Raw genomic sequence first — 18729 nt, forward strand, 5'->3', positions numbered from 1 at the left:
CGTGGGTGCCGGCTTGCCCGCTCCCACGGGGACTGTCACCCGCGATCAGATCGCGTCGCGGGAGGGCTTGCCATCCACCAGGCGCTGAATGCCCAGCGGATTAGCATTCTGCAACGCCTCCGGCAGCAAGTTGTCCGGGTAATTCTGGAAGCACACCGGACGCAGGAAACGGTCGATGGCCAGGGTGCCCACCGACGTGCCGCGAGCGTCCGACGTCGCCGGATACGGCCCTCCATGCACCATCGAATCGCACACCTCGACACCGGTTGGATAGCCGTTGATCAGGATTCGCCCGACCTTCTGCTCCAGCAAGGCCGTGAGCTCACCGAATTGTTCAAAGTCAGCCTGTTCACCCAAGATCGTCGCGGTCAACTGACCGTGCAGCCCATTCAATGCAGCGTGCAGTTGTGCCTGATCGGCCACTTCCACCACTACGGTGGTCGGGCCAAACACTTCTTCTTGCAGCACCTCGTCGCCGTTGATCAGCAAGCTGACATCGGCCTTGAACAGTTGCGGCTGCGCCTGATGACCTTGTTGCGGATTGCCCGCCAGGTGCTCGATGCCCGGATGATCGGAAAGCTTTTGCAGGCCCTTGCCATAGCTGCCCAGGGTTCCGGCGTTGAGCATGGTTTGCGCCGGTTGATCGGCCATCATGTCGGCGAGCAATTTGAGGAACGCGCTGAACTGCGGCGAACGGATACCGATAACAAGGCCGGGGTTAGTGCAGAACTGACCACAGCTTTGAACCACGGAAGCCGACAGGCCACGGGCAATGGTTTCCGTGCGCTCTTGCAGTGCCTGGGGCAGCACGATCACCGGGTTGATGCTCGACATCTCGGCGAACACCGGTATCGGTTGTGCACGCGCCGCCGCCATGTCGCACAACGCCCTGCCGCCCTTGAGCGAACCGGTGAAGCCCACCGCCTGAATGGCCGGATGCTTGACCAGTGCTTCGCCGACGCCAGCGCCGTAGATCATGTTGAAAACGCCGGTCGGCATCGCGGTCTTTTGCGCCGCGCGGACGATGGCATCGGCCACCTGCTCCGCCGTGGCCATGTGTCCACTGTGGGCCTTGAACACCACCGGGCAACCGGCGGCCAGTGCCGCAGCGGTATCGCCACCCGCGGTGGAAAAGGCCAGGGGAAAATTGCTCGCTCCAAACACTGCCACCGGCCCGAGGCCGATGCGGTACTGGCGCAGATCGGGTCGCGGCAGCGGTTGGCGCTCAGGCAGCGCCTGGTCGATGCGCGCCCCGTAGAAGTCGCCGCGCCGCAGCACCTTCGCGAACAAACGCATCTGCCCGCTGGTGCGGCCGCGCTCGCCGATGATCCGTGCCGCTGGCAGCGCGGTTTCACGGCAAACCAGCGTCACGAACGCGTCACCCAGGGCATCGAGTTCATCGGCGATGGCCTCGAGAAACTGCGCGCGACGCTCGGCGCTCAAGCGCCGATAAACCGGGTACGCCAGGGCCGCAGCCTTGGCAGCGGCATCGACCTCTTGCGGTGTCGCCTGGTAGAAATCATGGGGCAGTGCTTCGCCCGTTTCGGCGTCGACACTCTGCAGTTTGACAGTGCCCAGCGCGCTGCGCTGGCCGCCGATGTAGTTGTGGCCAAGAATCGGGGTCATGGGTAACGCCTCACAAGGTGCCGACGGAGCCGGGTTCGAACGCCGCTTCGACCGGCGAAATGCCATTGATCAACGGCGCGCCGAACTCGGCCTGACTGATTTCGAACACGTCACCGGGACGGGTGCGCACACCCTCGGCGAACGACAGGGTCGCGGTGCCGAAGAAATGAATGTGCACGTCCCCCGGCCGCAGGAACTGGCTGTACTTGAAATGGTGAAATTCCAGGTTGGCCAGGCTGTGGCACATGTTCGCCTCGCCGCTGAGGAACTCGTTCTGCCACAGCACTTCACCGTCCCGCAGGATGCGGCTGGTACCGGCCAGGTGCTGCGGCAGATCGCCGACTCGCAGTTCCGGCCCGTAGCTGCAACTGCGCAATTTTGAATGGGCCAGGTACAGGTAGTTCTTGCGCTCCATCACGTGATCGGAGAACTCGTTACCCACGGCAAAACCAAGGCGATAGGGTTTGCCATTCTGGCCGATGACGTACAGGCCGCTGATTTCAGGCTCTTCACCGGCGTCTTCGGCAAACGGTGGCAACGGGAACGGCTGGCCCGGACGCACGACAATGCTGCCATCGCCCTTGTAAAACCATTCAGGCTGCACGCCGGCCTGACCCGCTTCGGGCTTACCGCCCTCCACGCCCCACTTGAAGATGCGCATGGTGTCGGTCATCGCCGTTTCGTCACCGGCCTGCTGATGCATTTTGTCCCGGGCCGAAGCGCTGCCCAAGTGCGTCAGTCCGGTGCCGCTGATCAGCATGTGCGCCGGGTCGGGATGATCCAGTGGCGGCAGGATGCGCAGTTGCGCCAGCAGTTCGGCGTAGTCATGGCTGATCCCCAGCCCCAGTTTTTTCACTTGCTGCTCGAGGTTGACCCCGGCCTCGATCGCCGCCAGTGCCAGGTCACGAACCGTGCGCGCATCCTGCACCTCGCGCACCATCCCTTGCTCGACGACGCCAACCCGGCGCTCGCCGTTACTCAACTCGAATTGAACCAAACGCATGAGTCTCTCCTGTAAACACAGAACTTGGGCACACCTGACTCCCTGTGGGAGCGGGCTTGCCCGCGATGACGGCAGCACATTCAACATTCATGTGCCAGATAGATTGCTATCGCGGGCAAGCCCGCTCCCACAGGGATAGTGGTGATTTCCAGTTATGGGTCAGGTGCGGGTTGCACCGCGGGCACTGGCGGCAAACTCATCGGCCGGCAGCACGTGCTTGCGTTCCAGCAGGCGATAGACCACGCCGGTCAACACCAGTCCGAACAGCATGACACCGGACAGAAAGTACAAACCCGAGGCCAGGTTGCCGGTGTATTCCTTGAGCGCGCCGATCACGAACGGGCCGATGTAGCCGCCGAGGTTGCCCACCGAGTTGATCAGGGCAATCCCCGCCGCTGCGCTGGCGCCAGCGAAGAAGCGGCCGGGCAAGGTCCAGAAGATCGCCGTGCAGGAAAACAGCGCGAATGCCACCAGGCAAAGCGCTGCCAGCTGCAGCACCGGCACCGACAGCCAGGCGCTGAAGAACAAGCCGATGGCACCCAATACGTAAAGCACCGCGAGGTGGCCGTAGCGATCGTTCAGACGGTCGGAACTGCGCGGAATGATCAGCAAGCCGATGATTCCGAAAATGTACGGCACCGATGAAACGAACCCGGTCACCAGATCGCTGCCACCAAATTGCTTGATCAGCGTCGGCAGCCACAGGCCCAGGCCATAGATGCTCAGCGTCACCGGCAAGTAGAACAGCGCCAGCAGCAACACGCGTTTGTCCTTCAGAGCATGCAAGGGGTTGCCGTGGCGGGTTTGGCCGTACTGTTCCAGGTCTTTTTTCAGCTCGCCGGTCAGCCAGTCTTTCTCGGACTGGTCCATCCATTTCACCTGTTGCGGGCCGTCCGGCAGGTAACGCAGCACCGGCCAGGTCAGCAGGATCGCCGGGGTGCCGATGACGATGAACAACCATTGCCAGCCATGCAGTCCGAGCACGCCGTCCATGCCCAGCAATCCGCCGGACACCGGTCCGGTGATCATCATCGCGATGGGTTGGGACAGGATGAACAGCCCGAGGATCTTGCCGCGATGGCGCACCGGGAACCACTGAGTGATGTAGTAGAGAACGCCCGGGAAGAACCCGGCTTCGGCTGCACCGAGCAGGAAACGCATCACATAGAAGCTGTTCGGCCCCTGGACGAAGGCCATGCCGATGGTGATGGCGCCCCAGGTGATCATGATCCGCGCGAACCAACGCCGCGCACCGAAGCGGTCGAGCATCAGGTTGCTGGGGATTTCCAGCAGGAAGTAACCGATGAAGAACAGCCCTGCGCCCAAGCCATAAGCCGCATCGCCCAGGCCGATGTCGGCGCCCATGTGCAATTTGGCGAAGCCCACGGCGGAGCGATCCACATAGGCGATCAGGTACAGCAGGATCAGGAAGGGAATCAGTTTCAGCGTGATGCGGCGAACAAGCCGCAGTTCCTGGCTCATGAGATCGGTCTCCGATTGTTGTTTTTATAGAACCTCGGGAGACGCCTCTCACGGAAAACCGTCAGGGCCATCCCTCCGTTGAAAGCGACTTTATAGTAATACTAATTACCCAACAACACTTCCAAACAGGTCAATTTACGCTTATGTTAGGCGCAAGCTTGAACAATATAGTCATACAATAAGAGAATCGATCATGTCTGATAAGAAACCCACCCTGCGCTCCGCCCAATGGTTTGGCACGGCCGACAAGAACGGCTTCATGTACCGCAGCTGGATGAAGAATCAGGGCATCGCCGACCACCAGTTCCATGGCAAGCCGATCATCGGCATCTGCAACACCTGGTCGGAACTGACGCCGTGCAACGCGCATTTCCGCCAGATTGCCGAGCACGTCAAACGCGGCGTGATCGAGGCCGGTGGGTTCCCCGTGGAATTCCCGGTGTTCTCCAATGGCGAATCAAACCTGCGCCCTACCGCCATGCTCACCCGCAACCTGGCCAGCATGGACGTGGAAGAAGCCATTCGCGGCAACCCGATTGACGGCGTGGTGCTGTTGACCGGCTGCGATAAAACCACCCCGGCGCTGTTGATGGGCGCGGCCAGTTGCGACGTGCCGGCCATCGTCGTCACCGGCGGACCGATGCTCAACGGTAAACACAAGGGCAAGGACATTGGCTCGGGCACGGTGGTCTGGCAGCTCAGCGAACAGGTCAAGGCCGGCACCATCACGATCGATGATTTCCTTGCAGCCGAGGGCGGCATGTCGCGCTCCGCCGGCACCTGCAACACCATGGGCACCGCCTCGACCATGGCCTGCATGGCTGAAGCGCTGGGCACTTCCCTGCCCCACAACGCGGCGATTCCAGCCGTCGATGCGCGGCGTTATGTGCTGGCACACATGTCCGGCATGCGCGCCGTGGAAATGGTCCGCGAAGACCTGAAACTGTCGAAGATCCTGACCCGGGAAGCCTTCGAAAACGCCATTCGCGTCAATGCCGCCATTGGCGGTTCGACCAACGCCGTGATCCACCTCAAAGCCATTGCCGGCCGCATCGGCGTGGAACTGGATCTCGACGACTGGACCCGCATCGGGCGCGGCATGCCGACCATCGTCGACCTTCAGCCCTCCGGGCGCTTCCTGATGGAAGAGTTCTACTACGCCGGTGGTTTGCCGGCGGTGTTGCGCCGTCTCGGCGAGGCCAATCTGATCCCGAACCCGAACGCCTTGACCGTCAACGGCAAGTCCATCGGCGAGAACACCAGGGACGCACCGATCTACGGCGAAGATGAAGTGATCCGCACCCTCGACAACCCGATTCGCGCCGACGGTGGCATCTGCGTATTGCGCGGCAACCTGGCGCCCCTCGGTGCCGTACTCAAGCCTTCTGCTGCCACACCGGAATTGATGCAACATCGCGGGCGTGCGGTGGTGTTCGAGAACTTCGATATGTACAAGGCGCGGATCAACGACCCGGAGCTGGACGTCGACGCCAACTCGATACTGGTCATGAAAAACTGCGGACCCAAGGGTTATCCGGGCATGGCCGAGGTCGGCAACATGGGCCTGCCAGCCAAGCTGTTGGCCCAGGGTGTGACCGACATGGTGCGCATATCCGACGCACGCATGAGCGGCACGGCGTATGGCACCGTTGTCCTGCACGTAGCGCCGGAAGCGGCTGCGGGCGGCCCCTTGGCGGCGGTGAAGGAAGGTGACTGGATCGAACTCGATTGCGCCAGCGGTCGCCTGCACCTGGACATCCCGGACGCCGAACTGGCCGCACGCATGGCGGACCTGCAACCGCCGCAGCCATTGTTGGTGGGCGGTTATCGCCAGCTGTACATCGACCATGTCTTGCAGGCGGATCAGGGTTGCGACTTCGATTTCCTGGTCGGCTGCCGTGGGGCTGAAGTGCCACGTCACTCCCACTAACCCCCCCCCTGTAGGAGCGAGCCTGCTCGCGATGGACATAAACGATGACGCGCCCTGACTGAAAGCACGCGTCGCCTTCAAGTCCATCGCGAGCAGGCTCGCTCCTACAGTCGTTCTGCGCCAGTCAAAACCCGGCGCTAGCGACCGTCACCCGCCGCGCCTGTTATCATGCCCGGCATCTCCATCGCACAGGACCGCGCCGTTCCCCATGGACTACCGCAAACCTTCCGACCGCAAAAGCATGCATTCGCGCATCGTCCAGGAACTGGGCATGCAGATCGTCTCCGGACGCTTCAAGCCCGATGACAAACTGCCCGCCGAAGCCCTGTTGTGCGAGGAATATGCCGTCAGCCGGCCGGTGTTGCGCGAAGCCACTCGGGTATTGGTCGCCAAAGGCCTGGTGTATTCCCGTCCACGGGTCGGTACCGTGGTCAAACCGCGCAAAGACTGGCACATGCTTGATCCGGACGTGCTGCATTGGCTGATGCAAAGCAGTCCGCAGAACCAGTTCTTCGATCTGCTGACCAGCGTGCGCAGCATCATCGAACCGGCCGCCGCCGCACTGGCCGCGCAATTCGCCACGGAGGCCGACATCGCATCCATCGCTGAGGCCTATCAACGCATGGAAGCCGCGCCAACGCCGGAAGCGCTGTTACAACCCGACCTCGACTTCCACAGCCGCATCGCCGATGCGACCCACAACGACTTGCTGGCCAACCTGTGCAACATGCTCTCGGTGGCCATTGCCGAAGCGTTGAAGCACTCGAACCAGCGGCCCAACCTGCATGAACTGGCGCTGCCACGGCACAAGGCGATTTTGACCGCCATCGAGAATCGCGATGCGTTGGGTGCGCGACATGCGACCCTGGTGCAACTTGACGATGCGCGTAACGCATTGAATGTGGTGCTGGGCACTGACGACCACAGCCTTCTGTAGACGCTGACTTGTCGGGTCGCCGCATCGCAGCGATGGCGGTGGATCAGCGGCATCCATGCCGACGGTTGAACCGCTTCGCCGGTAGCCGGCTCCCACAGGATCTGAGGTGGAATTTGAGAAACAAAAAAGCCGCAACCAGGGTTGCGGCTTTTTCATTTCATCGTGGATCAGTGAGCAAACAGCGAATTGCCCTTCTGCCCCGCCAGTTTCTCCGGCTTGATCAGGAAGCGTGCCAGTGCTGGCAGCAGCCACAGTGCGCCGAACATGTTCCAGAGCAGCATGAAGGTCAGCATCAGGCCCATGTCGGCCTGGAACTTGATGGCCGAGAAGATCCAAGTGCACACGCCGATGGCCAGGCACAGGCCGGTGAACAGTACGGCCTTACCGGTGGACTTCAGCGTCTGGTAGTAAGCCTCTTGCAGCGGCAGACCCGCACGCAGGAAGCTTTCCAGGCGGCTGTAGATGTAGATCCCGTAGTCCACGCCAATCCCCACCCCGAGTGCCACGACCGGCAGGGTCGCGACTTTCACGCCGATGCCCATGAAGGCCATCAGGGCGTTGCCCAGTACCGACGTCAGCACCAGCGGCAGCACAATGCACAAGGTCGCCGCCCAGGAGCGGAAGGTGATCATGCACATGGTCGCCACGCAGATGTAGACCAGGATCAGGATGGTCAGCTCGGATTCCTTGATCACCTCGTTGGTGGCCGCCTCGATACCGGCGTTACCGGCGGCGAGGAGGAATTCCAGGCCATCCTTGTTGTTGGCCTTGGCGAATTCCTGCACCGCATGCACGGCGCGATTCAGGGTCTCGGCCTTGTGATCGTTGAGGAACACCAGCACCGGCGCCAACGAGCAGCTGTTGTTGTACAAACCGTCAGCCCGGGCAATGGAGTTGTTCAGCACGTCTGGGTTGCGCGACAGGGTTTCCCACTTCAGGTTGCCCTCGTTCATGCCCTTGATCATTTGCTTGGACACCGTCACCAGGGAGATCGCCGATTGCACGCCCTCGGTGTTCTGCATCTTCCACATCAGTTCGTCGATCGGCGCCATGGCTTCGTAGCGCGAGCAACCTTCAGCCTTGGTCTTGACCATCACCACCAATACATCGGAGCTGGTCGAGTAATTGTTGATGATGAAGTTGTTGTCCTTGTTGTAACGCGAGTCCGGACGCAGCTCCGGCGCGCCCTGGTCAAGGTCACCGATCTTGAGGTTCTGGCTGTACCAGAGGCCGCCACCGAAGGCGATCAGCGCCAGCAGAATGGAGACCGGTGCGACTTTGGCGCTGGCAAAATTGGCCAGCAGACGCCAGAACGGATGTTCGCGGTGAGCATCCTTCTTGCTGCGCTCGACGGCGCGCTTGCTGATGCCGACGTAGGAAATCGCCACCGGCAACAGGATCAGGTTGGTGAACACGATCACCGCCACGCCGATGGACGCGCCGATGGCCAGCTCACGGATCACGCCGATGTCGATGATCAGCAACGTGATGAAGCCCACCGCATCGGCGAGAATCGCGATCATCCCCGGCAGGAACAGTTGGCGGAAGGTGCGGCGCGCAGCGGTCAGGGCGTTGTCCGCATCACTGGATTGCAGGGCAATGCCGTTGATCTTCTGTACGCCATGGGAAATACCGATGGCGAAGATCAGGAACGGTACCAGCATCGAGTAGGGATCGAGCCCGAAGCCGAAGAAGTGCATCAACCCGAGCTGCCAGACCACCGCCACCAGCGTCGTACTCAACACGGCCACCGTACTGCGCATGCAGTTGGTGAACCAGTACAACAGGATCAGGGTAATGACGAAGGCGATGCCGAAGAACATCACCACCATCACCAGGCCATCGATCAGGTCGCCCACTTTCTTGGCGAAGCCGACGATGTGAATCTTGATGTGGGGGTTCTGCGCTTCGAACTTGTTACGGATCTTGTCTTCGAGTTCGTGGGAAAACTTGCGGTAGTCCAGCGCCAGCAACTTGCCCTGGTCCTGCGGGTCCGGGTAGGCCTCCAGCAGCGGGATGTCGACGATGCTCGACTTGAAGTCATTGGACACCAGGCGCCCGACCTGTCCGGACTTGAGCACGTTGTTGCGCAGCAGATCAAGGCTGGCTTGCGAACCGTTGTAACTCTGCGGGATCACCTCACCACCGGCGAAGCCCTCCTCGGTCACTTCGGTCCAGCGTACGCTCGGGCTCCACAGCGACTTGAGGCCGGAACGGTCGACGCCGGAAATGTAGAACACCTCGTCGTTGATCTGACGCAGGGTCTCCATGTATTCCTTGGAGAAGATGTCGCCATCGGTGGCTTCCACGGAAATCCGCACGGTGTTGCCCAGGTTCGCCAGATCGTTGCGGTGCTCCATCATCTTTTGAATGAACGGATGCTCGAGCGGGATCATTTTCTCGAAGCTGGTCGATGGCCTGATCAGCGTCGCCTGCCAGAACAGGAAGATGCTGACCAGCAGGCAGATCGTGATCACTGCCGGGCGGTTGTTGAAAATCAGGCGCTCAAGAAACGTCGCCTTGTCTTGATGATGAGTGCTCAAGGAAGTCATAGCCCCGCCTTCTTATTATTAACCCGGCTCATTTGCCCAGCTCGGCGCCGTTTGGCGAAGTGGCGTGAACGCCGCCCTGTCCGGTCAGAATCAGATTGCCATTCCCGGCGGCAGTGACCGACGAGAGGGAAATGCGATCCCGACGATTGAATACGCTGAAAGTCTCGCCGTTGTCGCTGCTGCTGATCACCGAACCGCCGTTGCCGACGATCACGATCGAACCGTCTTCCAGCAGCGTGCCACCGGACAGACCGAATTCCAGGTCACCGCGTTCGGCCTTGAGTTCGATTTGCTGCCAGGTGCTGCCGAAATCGGTGGAGCGATAGAGATTGCCGCGCAGCCCGTAAGCCAGCAGCGTATTGGCCTGTGCGGTGCCGATCACACCGAACAGCGACCCCTGGTAAGGACCTTGGAGTTTTTCCCAGGTCTGGCCCCAATCGGCGGAGCGGAACATGCTGCCCTGCTCGCCAACGATGAACAGCCCGGCATCCTTGACCGCTGCGATGGCGTTGAGGTGGTACTGGTCTTCGTTGTCCAGGCGATCGCTGGCATCTTCCCAGTGCTTGCCGCCGTCGGTGGTTTCCATCAACGACCCGTAGGCGCCCACGGCAAAGCCGCTGTTGACGTCCTTGAACCAGACATCGAGCAGCGGCGATTCGCGTTTCAGATCTTCGAATTGCTTGATCCAGGTGACGCCACCGTCCTCGCTGGCGAGGATCTGCGCGTCATGACCGACGGCCCAGCCGTGCTTGTCATCGACAAAGAACACCGACGTCAGCAGTTGCCGGGTGGGCACCTTGGCCTGAACCCAGGTCGCGCCTTTGTCGTCGGAATAGAGAATGTGACCGCGATCCCCGACCGCCACCAGGCGCGAGCCTGCGTGCACGACATCGAGTATCAGGCTTTTGCTGGCCTTGGCCGATTCAACGGAATAAACAACGTCGGATGCCGGCGCGTCAGCGGCCAGCACTGGTGCCGACACCATGGCACAGCCGAACAGCGAGAGCGCTGTGGCCAGCAACGCGAATTTGCGTATTGCCGGCGGGCGGCAGATACCCACACCCATGACAGGCTCACTCATAGACCTTCCCCCATTATTATTGTTAGGTCGTTCAACCTTTCAGGGCGCCGACAGGGTGCTCGCCGTGATTGACTGTTTCGGAGCATAGTCCTGAAACCCGCAATCCAGAGCCCCTTCGGAAGCTGGCTTATCCTATCGGTGTTTTTGAAGGGCTGACAATCGACGGCACGTTATGTTTTGTTAACTGAAGGGACAACGGGCGCGGGTGAATGAGGGGGTATCAGGCAGGATGATGGTGTCTGGGCCGACATCATCGCGAGCTGACTCAGGGGGATGTATCGCCATGGCCTGTAGGATCGAGCCGGCTCGCGATGGACTCAAGTGCGCCGCGTTTATCCAGATCACACGCGTTATCGTTGACGACCATCGCCAGCAGGCTGGCTCCTGCCAGGATCAGACAGAACCCTGTAGAAGCGAGCTTGCTCGAGGTTTAGGCACCGCGCAGTGACTGGCACTGCGCACAAAAGGCATCAAGCCAGGCTTTTGCTGACCACTTCAAACACATCGCTGGACAGCTGGCCGGAAGCACGAATGCGCTCCAGCTCGCCTTTCATCAAGGCCTGGCGGGCGCTGTCGTACTTGCGCCAGCGGGTCAGCGGTGCCAGTTGGCGGGAAGCGATCTGCGGGTTGAAGCCGTTCAATTCGATCACCAGGTCTGCCAGGAAGCGATACCCGGAACCGTCGGCCGCATGGAAGTTGATCAGGTTCTGCCCGGCGAATGCGCCTACCAGTGCCCGCACCTTGTTCGGGTTCTTGATGTTGAACGCCGGATGCTGCACCAACGCCTTGACCCGCTCCAGGCCACCTGGCAACACGCTGCCCGCCTGGACACTGAACCACTGGTCCATGACCAGCGGGTTGTCCTTGAAGTGCTCGGCGAAACTGCTCAACGCCTTGGCCTTCTGCTCTTCGAACGGCGAATTGACCAACACCGCGAGTGCGGTCAAGCGCTCGGTCATGTTGTCGCAGGTGTCGAACTGCTCCAGTGTCACCGCAAGGACTTCAGGCTTGCCGCTGAGCATCAGGTACGACAGCGCAATGTTCTGCAGCGCTCGGCGGGCAAAATGCTCGGCCTCGGCCACGTACGGGGTCTGCTTCGACAGATCGCGGTTGGCCTGATAGCGCGTCCACAGGCCGTCGAACAACGCTTCGGCCAGTTGCTTGCGGGCAAACTCGCGGGCGATGTGAATGGCCTCGACGTCAGCCACTTCGCTGATTTCGGTCAGATAGGCTTCGCTTGGCAGCGAGAGCATTTCCGCAACCATCGCTTGATCCAGCGACTCGTCGGACAGCACGGTGCGCAAGGCCGAAACCAGACGCTGATCGAGCACCAGCGCTTCACCCTTCTGCTGCTGGGCAATCAGTTCCTGCAGCACTTGCACCGACAGTTGCTGGCCGGCATCCCAACGATTGAACCCGTCGCTGTCGTGCTGCATCAGGAACATCAGTTGGTCGCGGTTGTACGGGAAGCTCAGTTTTACCGGCGCCGAGAAGCCTCGCAGCAGCGACGGCAGCGGTTGTTCGGCGATGTCGACGAAGGTGAAGGTCTGCTCGGCTTCGGTCACGGAAAGCACCCGGGTAGTGCCCTGGGCGCAAGCTTCGCCGTGAAGGCGCAAGGCGATTTCGTTGCCCTGGCTGTCCAGCAGGCCCAGCTCGACCGGGATCACGAACGGCAGTTTCTGAACCTTGTCCGGCGTTTCCGGGCAGCTCTGGCGGAAGGTCAGGCTGTAGGTCCTGGCCGCCGCGTCGTAGGACTCGCTCACCGCCAGGCGTGGCGTGCCTGCCTGGCTGTACCAGCGCTTGAACTGGGTCAGGTCAACGCCATTGGCGTCTTCCATGGCCTTGATGAAGTCGTCGCAGGTCACGGCCTGGCCGTCGTGGCGTTCGAAGTACAGGTCGCTGCCTTTACGGAAACCTTCGGCGCCGAGCAAGGTGTGGATCATGCCGACCACTTCCGAACCCTTTTCGTAGACGGTCAGGGTGTAGAAGTTGGAAATCTCGATGAAGCTGTCCGGACGCACCGCGTGGGCCATAGGGCCGGCGTCTTCGGCGAATTGGTGAGTGCGCAGGTACGCCACGTCCTGGATGCGCTTGACCGTGGCCGAGTTCATGTCGGCGGAGAAATGCGAATCGCGGAAAACCGTGAAGCCTTCCTTGAGCGACAACTGGAACCAGTCGCGGCAGGTCACGCGGTTGCCCGACCAGTTGTGGAAGTATTCGTGGGCAACGATCGCCTCGACCCGCTGGTGCGCGGCGTCGGTGGCGGTTTCGGCCCTTGCCAGCACGGCGCTGGAGTTGAAGATGTTGAGGCCCTTGTTCTCCATCGCACCCATGTTGAAGTCGTTCACGGCAACGATCATGAAGATGTCCAGGTCGTATTCGCGACCGTAGACCTCTTCGTCCCAGCGCATGGACTTCTTCAGGCTGTTCATGGCGTGCTGGCACTTGTCGATGTTTTCCGGCTCGACATAGATGCGCAGCGCCACGGAACGCCCGGTCATGGTGGTGAAGCTGTCCTCGACACACCACAGATCACCGGCCACCAGCGCGAACAGGTACGCCGGCTTCTTGAACGGGTCCTCCCAGGTCGCCCAGTGCCGGCCATCTTCGCCAGGCCCCGAGGCAATCGGGTTGCCGTTGGACAGCAGCACCGGATAGCTGTGCTGCTCGGCGACCACGGTGGTGGTGAACGTGCTCATCACGTCCGGACGGTCGAGGTAATAGGTGATCTTGCGGAAGCCTTCGGCCTCGCACTGGGTGCAGAACATCGTGCCGGATTTGTACAGGCCTTCCAGCGCGGTGTTGGTTTCCGGGTGGATCCTGACACTGGTGTCGACCGTGAAGGTGGTGCTGGTCGGGTGCAGGGTCAGGTGATTCTCGGTCAACTGGTAATCGGCGATGCCGAGCTCGCGATCAGCCAGCGTCACCGACAGCAGTTCCAGTTGCTGGCCGTCCAGCACCAGCGGCGGCAGGCCCGGACCGCGCTCGGGATTGCGGCGCATCACCAGTTGCGCATGGACCAGGCTGTGGTCCTCGAACAACTCGAAGGTCAGGTGCGTTTCGTCGATCAGGTACTCGGGTGCCTGATAGTCCTTGAGGTAGATCATCTTCGGTTGTTCGGTGCGCATGCTGGAGTCCTTACTGATGCACGGCCAGCTGATAAGCCGTGTATTTACGAATGTTGATCACGCCGGTGTCGAAGATCAGGTACTGGCCCTTGACCCCCATCAGCGTGCCTTCGGCAATCGGCTGCTTGTCCAGGTTGAAGCTGACGATCTTGGCCGGGTATTGCTCGACCGGGTAGCGGATTTCGAGTGGTTCGACATCGGCGACGGTCTGAATCGCCTGGAGGCCGAAACGCTGCTGCAACCCTTGCAGGCCTTCGGCGCAACTCTCGAACAACTGATCGCGAACCTGCGCCAGGTCCACGGGCGCCGCATCCCCCTTGAGCAAGGCGCGCCAATTGGTCTTGTCCGCGACCTGACTGCGGAACAGGTCCTCGACAAAGCCCGATTGCTGGCGGGTCGACACACGCATGATCGGCAAGGCCTGGCTGGCGCCCTGGTCGATCCAGCGGGTCGGCAACTGGGTGGCGCGGGTGATTCCGACTTTCACCCCGGACGAGCTCGACAGGTACACGATGTGATCGGTCATGCAGAACTGCTCGCCCCACTCCGGCTCGCGGCAAGTGCCGGCGTCGTAATGGCAGCGCTCCGGGCTCATGATGCACACGTCGCACTGGGCCAGTTTGCTCATGCAGGGGTAGCAGTAGCCCTGGCTGAAACTGGTTTTGGTCTTGCGTCCGCAATGGGTGCAGTGGATCGCTCCCAGGTATTCCAGGCGAACCGTGGTGCCGATCAAGGGGTTGACCGGTACCTCGGCGTCGCCCAGGCGAAAGGCGTATTGCACGTTCGGCCCGTCCAGGCGCGCCGACATTTTACTGATTGCACCGCGGCCAATCTCGATCAATGGATGGCATCCGACTTGAACAGAATATTGGGCACTTGAATCGATTTGGAGCTGCATTCCTGCGGCCCCATGTAGCCGGTACGCTCTTCTTCAGGCAGGTTTTTGATTTCCCAGGCGATCATCGCTTGCAGCGACAGCTCGCGCTGCTCGGCGGTGAGCTTGCCGCCGTCGGACCATTTACCGATTTCCACCGCCAGTTTCAGGCTCTGGTAGATGTCCGGGGTGATGTTTTTGATCATTTCGTTAAAAGAGGACATTGGGTCTCCGCGCTCTCTATTTACATAACTGTTTCAGGCGGCCAGTTTACGGCGGTTGTACAAACCACCCAACAAACCGGTCAAGCATCCGACGAGCAGCCCGCTGACATGGGCCGCGTTGGCGATTTCACCGAAGCCGATCATCGAGACCAGCCCGGACAGACACAGCAGCAGCCACACCAGCATCATCACCAGCACCCCGCGGGGCAAACGATAGGCGGCGTTCGGCGACAATATCTGGAAAATCCAGCAATGCCCGAGCAGCCCGTACAACACGCCGGACAACCCGCCAAACAGGGTCGGGCCGCCGAATACGAACTGGGAGTAGTTGGACACGAGGCTGAATAACAGGGTCAGGCCTATCAAATTGACAGTGCCCTGACGCGATTCGATGCGCCGTCCCAGCTCCCAGTACCACATGCCGTTCATGGCCAGGTGCAGGATGCCGAAGTGGATCAGCATCGGCGTCACCAGTCGCCACCATTGCCCAGCCGCGAGGCTGTCGGCCAATGGCACAAAGTGGATGTACTCACCGACGACGTGATAATCGAGGAAAGTCAGCCAGCGCATGGTGTCTAGGTTATCGCCCAGCCAAGTCACCATACCGACGATCAGGCTGAGCAACAGCACCAACGCTGTGCCTTTTGCATGGCGAAGCTGCGAGCGCAAGCTCGGCCGGCGAACCGTCCTCGCCACCGGGATATCCAGTCGCTCATCGGGGTCGCCCGTCGGATAGCGTTCGTACAGCACCCGGACGTCTTCACTGATGTTCGCCGGCACCCACAGCACCTGCTCGCCCGCCTCCTCACTGACCCGATGGGGCACCTGCATGCGTTGCAGCAGTTTGACGAACCCGCTCAAATCCACCGCCAGGGGCAAGCGCAATACGGCGACTGTCGTCATTGCAGCACCTCCGGCCGCTCAACATCGACCCAGACGAATTTATGCGGATCGAGACGACTTTCCTGGTCAAGGCGATAGGCAACGAGTTTGCCGTAGAGCACGGCGCTGTAATCCAGACACGCCAGATTCGGACGAATCGGGGCCGGTTTGCCGCTACGCCAGTAATGGCCGACGAACAGCAACGGTTCGTCGATGCCGTAGCGCAGCAGGTTGTTTTTCTCGGTTGACGACAGCGGCGTGCGGGCCACCGGTTCGGGCAAGGCGTCAGGCTGGAACACGATGTCTCCGTAGGTTTGCGGATCGTCTTCCCAGAATTTGGTCCGGAAGAACGAGCGTGTCAGGCCATCGCCGCTGGTCATGGTCAGGCCATGGGGCAGGCGCATGTCGGTGCCGCGCAGCAATCGGTCAAACACGGTACAGGCGAAGCTGCCGGGCATGGCAGACGCCTGAAGGAAGTGTTCATCGACGCAACCATTGGGGAACAATGCCCGCAACGGTTCGATCAAGCTCGCATCCCAACAGGCATGCACCACCCGGAAGCGCCCGGCATCGACGAACAACGGCATGTCATAGAACCATTGCAAGAAGTCATGCCAGTCCGCTGGATGATGCTCGAACTGGGTCAGGGTTTCCTGAAGCAACCGGGCATGGCGCGGGGTGTGTTCGCGTACGAACTGCTTGCCGCTGCCAGGCAGTGCCGGCGTACTCCAGCCCAACGCGTTGAACTCATGGTTGCCCATGATGCACAGCGCCTGACCGGCCTCGACCATGTCGTGGACGATATGCAGCGCCTCGCGAATCCGTGGGCCACGGTCGATGATGTCACCGACGAACACCGCCATGCGCGAGGCATGACGCCAGACGCCAGCTTGTTTGTGATAACCAAGTCGGTCGAGCAAGTGCTCCAGGGTCAGAGCGCAACCGTGCACGTCACCGATCAGGTCGTAGCTACGCGCGGGATCGAGCATCAGTCGCCTCCACCCCCCAACTTGCTGCCCCAGCCGAGCTTGGTCCGACAGACTTCATAGTAGTTGTGGTCGAGCGGGTGAATCAGCCGCAGCTTCTGGGCTTTTTTGCTCACGGTGATGGTGTCACCCGGCGCACAGGTGAAGTGGTTCTGCCCGTCACACGAGACTTGCGGGTAGATCTGCATATCCTTGGACACGACGATTTTCAGCTCACTGTTGCCATCGACCACGATGGGCCTGCCCGACAAGGTATGGGGGTACATCGGCACAATCACAATAGCGTCGAGCTTGGGGTGCATGATCGGCCCGCCCGCAGACAGCGCGTAGGCGGTCGACCCCGTCGGCGTGGCGACGATCAGGCCGTCGGCTTTCTGGCTGCAGACGAACTGGCCGTCGATGTACAGCTCGAACTCGATCATCCGCGTGGATTTGCCGGGGTGCAGCACCACGTCGTTCAATGCGTCGCCCTGGCCGATGGCCTCGGCGTGCCGGCGGACTTCAGCCTGCAGCAAGAAGCGGTTTTCCACCAGATAGTGGCCATCGAGCACTTCGGCGACCTTGATTTCCAGCTCATCGGGGCGGATGTCGGTCAGAAAGCCCAGGCTGCCGCGGTTGATGCCGAGCACCGGGATATTGTGCCTGGCCAGCGCACGGGCCGCGCCCAGCAGGCTGCCATCGCCCCCGACCACGATGACCATGTCGCAGACTTCGCCGAGCATCTTGCGCGAGGAGGTTTGCAGACCATGGCCCGGCAAGACTTCAGCGATGGTGTCTTCGAGGATCACATGCAGGTGACGATCGAGCAGAAACCGTTTCAGTCGGCGAACGGTATCGAGCACCTGAGAACTGCCCAGACGACCGATGATGCCGATATTGCGAAATTGCTCCATGGGGCTCCTAAGGAAGGGCAGCGACGGCGAAAAGCACGATTATGGGCGAAAGCCGCTGATAGACAAAATCCTTTCAGCCTCAAGGCGGCTTCCGGTTTCGGGCTATGCTCGCAAGATGATCCTATTTCCAGATTTGCTGCAGTTACCCCACCAGTTGCGCCACCCCGAAGTGCGCGACCTGGCATGGGTCATCCTGGCGCCGCCGATGCTCAGCGACACCCCGTGGCCGCAGCGCCATCCGCTGGCCGGCAGTGACTGGGTACAGGCGCCGGAACGCCTGCAACACTGGCTGCTACAACTGGATCGAGACAGTTACGGCTTGTTGCATTGGCTGGCCCAGGCCCGCACCCGGCGCTTGGGCCTTTACTACGAACGTCTCTGGCAATTTGCCGTACAGCACGCACCCGGCATCGAGATGATTGCCGCCAATATGCCGATCCGCCGCGAAGGCCACACCCTCGGCGAACTGGACATGCTGCTGCGTGATCGAGACGGCGTGCATCACCTGGAGCTGGCGATCAAGCTGTACCTGGGGCCGCAAAACGGCGACGGCCACGATACCGCGCAATGGCTCGGCCCTGGTTGCCATGATCGGCTGGATCGAAAACTGGCACACCTGTGCCAGCATCAATTGCCGATTTCCGCGCGACCGGAAAGCCGCGAAGTGCTGGCGGCGCTGGGCATCCGCGAGTTCAGCGCTCATTTGTGGCTGGGTGGTTACTTGCTTTATCCCTGGCCGGGGCAAGCGGCGCCACCGCGAGGTGCGCATCCACAGCACCTGCGTGGTCGCTGGCTGCACCAAAAGGATTGGGCCGAGTTCGCGGCCCAGAGTCCGTCTGGCCGCTGGCAACCCCTGCCCCGCCATGCCTGGCTGGCGCCAGCGCACTACCCTGCCGAGCAGACGTGGAGCGCCGAGCAACTGGATGCGTGGTTAAGCGATCTGGAGCCGCTGGCGCCGGCGCAACTGCTGGTCCGGCTGACGGAAAATGCCCAGGGCGAGTGGGAGGAAGCTGAACGATTGTTTCTGGTGGCGGATCTTTGGCCGAATGTGCCGGGCCAGGGTTGATCCGGATTTTATGGCGATTGTAGTGGCCCCATCGCGGGCAAGCCCGCTCCCACAGGATCTCGTTG

The 18729-nt window shown here is 61.2% G+C and carries 14 protein-coding genes; 3 read left to right on the plus strand and 11 right to left on the minus strand.

Annotation, left to right across the window (positions count from 1 at the left end):
- Positions 1–45 precede the first annotated feature (45 nt).
- The 3 genes from ACGJAX_RS23185 to ACGJAX_RS23195 all read right to left on the minus strand — a co-directional run bounded on the left by ACGJAX_RS23185 (position 46) and on the right by ACGJAX_RS23195 (position 4111).
- Complete coding sequence (locus ACGJAX_RS23185; RefSeq protein ID WP_390956312.1) at positions 46–1626, minus strand: aldehyde dehydrogenase family protein; 1581 nt, start codon at positions 1624–1626, stop codon at positions 46–48.
- 10 nt (positions 1627–1636) lie between these two features.
- Positions 1637–2629 carry an AraD1 family protein gene (araD1, locus tag ACGJAX_RS23190; protein WP_390956313.1) on the minus strand — a complete coding sequence of 331 codons (993 nt, stop codon included), beginning with the start codon at positions 2627–2629 and terminating at the stop codon, positions 1637–1639.
- Between the two features lie 159 nt (positions 2630–2788).
- Complete coding sequence (locus ACGJAX_RS23195) at positions 2789–4111, minus strand: MFS transporter (protein WP_090320887.1); 1323 nt, start codon at positions 4109–4111, stop codon at positions 2789–2791.
- A gap of 193 nt (positions 4112–4304) precedes the next feature.
- Here ACGJAX_RS23195 and ACGJAX_RS23200 point away from each other — a divergent pair, with 193 nt between their 5' ends.
- Entirely contained in the window at positions 4305–6041 is a 1737-nt protein-coding gene (locus ACGJAX_RS23200) for a dihydroxy-acid dehydratase (protein WP_390956314.1), read from the plus strand.
- 208 nt (positions 6042–6249) lie between these two features.
- Positions 6250–6978 (plus strand): FadR/GntR family transcriptional regulator, encoded by a 729-nt coding sequence (locus ACGJAX_RS23205; protein ID WP_090320883.1) that lies wholly within the window; start codon positions 6250–6252, stop codon positions 6976–6978.
- A gap of 167 nt (positions 6979–7145) precedes the next feature.
- Here the strand turns inward: ACGJAX_RS23205 and ACGJAX_RS23210 are convergent, their stop codons facing one another.
- The 8 genes from ACGJAX_RS23210 to ACGJAX_RS23245 form a co-directional block, all read right to left on the minus strand.
- On the minus strand, positions 7146–9530 hold the full coding sequence (locus tag ACGJAX_RS23210; RefSeq protein ID WP_090320880.1) for an RND family transporter: 2385 nt from the start codon (positions 9528–9530) through the stop codon (positions 7146–7148).
- Between the two features lie 28 nt (positions 9531–9558).
- Positions 9559–10611 carry a YCF48-related protein gene (locus ACGJAX_RS23215; RefSeq protein WP_390956315.1) on the minus strand — a complete coding sequence of 351 codons (1053 nt, stop codon included), beginning with the start codon at positions 10609–10611 and terminating at the stop codon, positions 9559–9561.
- Between the two features lie 470 nt (positions 10612–11081).
- Complete coding sequence (pepN, locus tag ACGJAX_RS23220) at positions 11082–13739, minus strand: aminopeptidase N (RefSeq protein WP_390956317.1); 2658 nt, start codon at positions 13737–13739, stop codon at positions 11082–11084.
- Between the two features lie 10 nt (positions 13740–13749).
- Positions 13750–14580 (minus strand): DUF2797 domain-containing protein, encoded by an 831-nt coding sequence (locus ACGJAX_RS23225; protein WP_390956318.1) that lies wholly within the window; start codon positions 14578–14580, stop codon positions 13750–13752.
- Positions 14577–14837: a YeaC family protein gene (locus ACGJAX_RS23230; RefSeq protein WP_020799300.1), complete on the minus strand. Its 261-nt coding sequence runs from the start codon at positions 14835–14837 to the stop codon at positions 14577–14579. Before ACGJAX_RS23230 ends, ACGJAX_RS23225 begins: the two co-directional genes overlap by 4 nt.
- Before the next feature lie 33 nt (positions 14838–14870).
- Positions 14871–15740, minus strand: a complete 870-nt coding sequence (locus ACGJAX_RS23235; RefSeq protein ID WP_390956320.1) for a rhomboid family intramembrane serine protease — start codon at positions 15738–15740, stop codon at positions 14871–14873.
- Positions 15737–16711: a metallophosphoesterase gene (locus tag ACGJAX_RS23240; RefSeq protein ID WP_390959975.1), complete on the minus strand. Its 975-nt coding sequence runs from the start codon at positions 16709–16711 to the stop codon at positions 15737–15739. Before ACGJAX_RS23240 ends, ACGJAX_RS23235 begins: the two co-directional genes overlap by 4 nt.
- Complete coding sequence (locus ACGJAX_RS23245; protein WP_047528343.1) at positions 16708–17598, minus strand: NAD(+) kinase; 891 nt, start codon at positions 17596–17598, stop codon at positions 16708–16710. Before ACGJAX_RS23245 ends, ACGJAX_RS23240 begins: the two co-directional genes overlap by 4 nt.
- A 115-nt stretch (positions 17599–17713) precedes the next feature.
- Between ACGJAX_RS23245 and ACGJAX_RS23250 the strand changes: the two genes are divergently transcribed.
- Positions 17714–18664, plus strand: coding sequence for a DUF1853 family protein (locus ACGJAX_RS23250; RefSeq protein WP_390956321.1), 951 nt, complete (start codon positions 17714–17716; stop codon positions 18662–18664).
- Positions 18665–18729: the final 65 nt, after the last annotated feature.

Source organism: Pseudomonas moorei, from assembly GCF_042846945.1.
Taxonomy (GTDB): domain Bacteria; phylum Pseudomonadota; class Gammaproteobacteria; order Pseudomonadales; family Pseudomonadaceae; genus Aquipseudomonas; species Aquipseudomonas moorei.